The following is a 3,514-nucleotide window of genomic DNA, read 5'->3' on the forward strand; positions in this document are numbered from 1 at the left end:
GCGCGGTGCACGTCTTCCATGAGGTAGGACCCGTTGGGCGCGACCTTGCAGAGGCAGGGGACCCGGCGGGAAAGGCGGTCGATCTCCTCGAGGCCGTAATCGACTTCGGCTTCGTGGGCCGCCGCGAGCAGGTGCAGGATCGTATTCGTCGAACCGCCCATCGCGATGTCCAAGGCCATCGCATTCTCGAAGGCTGCGGGGGTGGCGATGGATCGGGGAAGGACTGAGGCGTCGTCGTCGTCGTAATAGCGGTGGGCGAGTTCCACGATCGTGGAGCCGGCCTTCTCGTACAGGGCGCGCCGCGCGGTGTGGGTGGCGAGCGTCGAGCCGTTGCCCGGCAGGGAGAGCCCGAGGGCCTCCGTGAGGCAGTTCATCGAGTTGGCCGTGAACATGCCCGAACAGGAACCGCACGTGGGGCACGCGGCCTCCTCCACGGCAGCAGCATCGGCGTCCGAGACCTGCTCGGACACGGCGTCCGTCATCGCGTTGACGAGGTGCAGGCGCTTGCGGACCGTCCCGTCGATCAGCACGGCGGTGCCGCCCTCCATCGGGCCGCCCGAAACGAAGACTGTCGGTATATTCAGCCGCAGGGCGGCCATGAGCATTCCGGGCGTGATCTTGTCGCAGTTCGAAATGCAGACGAGGGCGTCGGCGCGGTGCGCTTCGACCATGTACTCGACGGAATCGGCGATCAGGTCCCGGGAGGGCAGGGAGTACAGCATGCCTGAATGGCCCATGGCAATGCCGTCGTCGACCGCAATCGTGTTGAACTCGCGGGCAATTCCGCCGGCGGCGTTGATGGCGTCGGAGACAATGCGGCCTACCGGCTGCAAATGGGTGTGACCGGGGACGAATTCGGTGAAGCTATTGGCGACGGCGATGATCGGCTTGCCGAAGTCCTCTCGGGCCACGCCGGCGGCGCGCAGCAATGCGCGAGCGCCGGCCATATTGCGGCCATGGGTCACAGTGCGGGAACGAAGTGCAGGCATAGGACGAATGCTTCCGCAGCCCGGCGAGAACGTGAAGACGGCTCTGCTCCTAGGAGGATCTGCTTCTAGTAGTACTGGTACTAGGCTTGAACACCATGACGGATGCAGCCCAGCGGCGCCGGGAACTCGGCCTCTTCCTCAAAGCCAGGCGCGCACAGGCGCTGCGTTCCGACTACGGACTGCCCCCGGTGGGGCGCACCCGCGAGCAGGGCCTGCGGCGGGAGGAGGTAGCCTTCCTCTCGGCCATCAGCGTCACCTGGTACACGTGGTTGGAGCAGGGCCGGGAGATCTCCCCGTCGCGCCAGGTCCTTGAAACCCTGGCGCGCACGCTCCGCCTATCGGAGACCGAACGCGCGTATGTCCTCTCGCTCGCGGGATACGTGTCCGTGCCTCCCTCGGGCACCGCCGTCGCCGATGTTCCTCCCCACGTTCAACGCCTCCTCGACGCCCTGGATCCGAATCCGTCGTTCGCCCTTGCGCCGGACTGGGGAGTCGAGGGCTGGAACAGGGGCTATGCGGCGCTGTACCCCAACATCGCCACGGTTCCGTCCGAGGAGAGGAACCTGCTGTGGCTCGTCTTCACCGATCCTTACGTCCGCAGCCTGCTTCCTGATTGGGACGTGACCAGCAGCCGGTTTGCCTCGGAATTCCGCGCCGAAGCGGGTCCCCGTCTGGGCGACTCCAAGATCGGCTACCAGATCGAGAAGCTCAAGGAGGCCAGTCCGGAGTTCCGCGACACGTGGGCCCGGCACGACATCCTGGGCTTCGAATCGCGGGAACGGCTCTTCCACCACCCGGCAGTGGGCGTCCTCCGCTTCGAGCACCATCAGGTCTCGCCGTCCGATCGCCCGGACCTCCACATCGTCGTCTACACGCCCGCGCCAGGCAGCGACGCCGCTGAGCAGATGCAGCTGCTCATGAAACTTGGGTAGCGACTGCGTCTCCCCGCACTCACTTCCCCGGATTGATCATCGTCATCCCGGCGACATTCGCCGTGTCGAACTCGGGCAGCTGCCGAGCCGCCTCCTCGAGGCCGATGACCCGCTCGATGAGCCTCTGCGGCTCCAGCGACCCGGAAGCGATGAGGGCGAGCATTCCGGGGTAGTCCGCGGCCGCCATGCCGTGGCTCCCGAAGACGTCGAGCTCCCACGCGATGACCCGCGCCATCGGCACGCGAGGATGGCCGTCCACCGGCGGAAGGAGGCCGATCTGGACGTGCCGTCCGCGCCGCCGCAGGCTGAGCAGGGCGTCCGCGCAGGTCTGCTCGCTGCCGACGGCGTCGACGGACACATGCGAGCCGCCGCCCGTGAGGGAGTGGACTCGGGCGGGGAGGTCGGAGCCGTCGGCGAGCAGCACGTGGTCCGCCCCTAGCGATGATGCCGCCTCGAGCGCGGCTGAATGACGGTCGATGGCGATGACCTTGCCTCCGAGCGCCTTGGCGATCATGACGGCGCTGAGGCCCACGCCGCCGGCGCCCACCACGGTGACCCACTCGCCCGCGGACACGCCGGCGCGCCCGGTCAGCGCCCGGTACGCGGTCGCGAAGCGGCAGCCGAGACTTGCCGCGGCCTCGAAGCTCACGCCTTCTGGGATGGCGACGAGGTTGGTGTCGGCCGCGTGGATCACCACGCGCTCTGCAAAGGAGCCCCAGTGCGTGAAGCCGGGCTGCTGCTGCTCGGGGCAGACTTGGGCGTTGCCCGAGAGGCACCACTCGCAGACGCCGCAGCCCTCGACGAACGGGGCGGTGACGCGGTCGCCGACCGCCCACTTCGTCACGCCCGGACCCACCTCCGAGATGACCCCGGCAAACTCATGGCCGGGAACGTGGGGCAGCGCGATCTCGTCGTGGCCCACCCAGGCGTGCCAGTCGCTGCGGCATAAGCCGGTGGCGACGACGGTTATCACAGCGCCGCTCTCCGGCGCCTTGGGCTCGGCTACTTCGCGGACGGCCAGCGGTCCGGCGATTTCATCCATAACGATCGCGCGCATCTGCCCTGCCTATCATCAAGCCACCTGCCCACGCTATTGAGGAGGTCCTCGTGGCCCGCATCTTCATCACCGGCTCCACTCAGGGCCTCGGCCTCGCAGCAGCCCGGGCGCTGATAGCGCAAGGCCACGACGTCGTCGTCCACGCCAGGAATGCCGAGCGCGCGGCCGCCCTGGAGGAGGTGGCGGTCAGCGCGGCGGGGATCGTCGTCGGCGACCTCGCGAGTCGGGCGGAGACGATCGCGCTGGCCGACGAGGTGAATGAGATCGGGAGGATGGACGCCGTCATCCACAATGCGGGCGTCTACACCGAGAGGCAGCGGACGACGACGGACGACGGCCACGCGCACGTCCTCGCCGTCAACGTTCTGGCGCCGTATCTCCTGACGGCGCGCCTTGAGCGTCCGTCGCGCGTCGTCTACCTCAGCAGCGGTATGCACCGCAGTGGCTCACCAAGGCTCGACGATCTCGAATGGACCAAACGGCGGTGGGACTCCTACGGGGCGTATTCGGACAGCAAGCTCCTGGTCACGGCACTC

General features: G+C 67.9%; 4 protein-coding genes. 2 read left to right on the forward strand and 2 right to left on the reverse strand.

Translation table 11 applies throughout. The features are described from left to right. Window positions 1–989: dihydroxy-acid dehydratase domain-containing protein (locus tag ACTHL9_RS05365; protein WP_440517815.1), on the reverse strand; the 989-nt coding region annotated here is incomplete at its 3' end. Window positions 990–1,084: 95 nt separating this feature from the next. On the opposite strand from ACTHL9_RS05365, the gene ACTHL9_RS05370 reads away from it, so the two are divergent. Further along, the gene (locus ACTHL9_RS05370; RefSeq protein ID WP_440517816.1) at window positions 1,085–1,921 is read left to right on the forward strand and encodes a helix-turn-helix transcriptional regulator; all 837 of its coding nucleotides are present in this window, start codon (window positions 1,085–1,087) and stop codon (window positions 1,919–1,921) included. Between the two features lie 19 nt (window positions 1,922–1,940). Here the strand turns inward: ACTHL9_RS05370 and ACTHL9_RS05375 are convergent, their stop codons facing one another. After that, window positions 1,941–2,978, reverse strand: a complete 1,038-nt coding sequence (locus ACTHL9_RS05375) for a zinc-dependent alcohol dehydrogenase family protein (RefSeq protein ID WP_440517817.1) — start codon at window positions 2,976–2,978, stop codon at window positions 1,941–1,943. Between the two features lie 50 nt (window positions 2,979–3,028). On the opposite strand from ACTHL9_RS05375, the gene ACTHL9_RS05380 reads away from it, so the two are divergent. Then, on the forward strand, window positions 3,029–3,514 hold a 486-nt coding region (locus ACTHL9_RS05380; RefSeq protein WP_440517818.1), incomplete at its 3' end, for an SDR family NAD(P)-dependent oxidoreductase.

Source organism: Sinomonas sp., from assembly GCF_051955515.1.
GTDB lineage: Bacteria > Actinomycetota > Actinomycetes > Actinomycetales > Micrococcaceae > Sinomonas.

Excerpts from the sequence above, each read along its gene's own strand:
- ACTHL9_RS05375 (WP_440517817.1), bottom strand. The coding sequence starts at position 2,978 with ATGCGCGCGATCGTTATGGATGAAATCGCCGGACCGCTGGCCGTCCGC.
- ACTHL9_RS05370 (WP_440517816.1), top strand. The coding sequence starts at position 1,085 with ATGACGGATGCAGCCCAGCGGCGCCGGGAACTCGGCCTCTTCCTCAAA.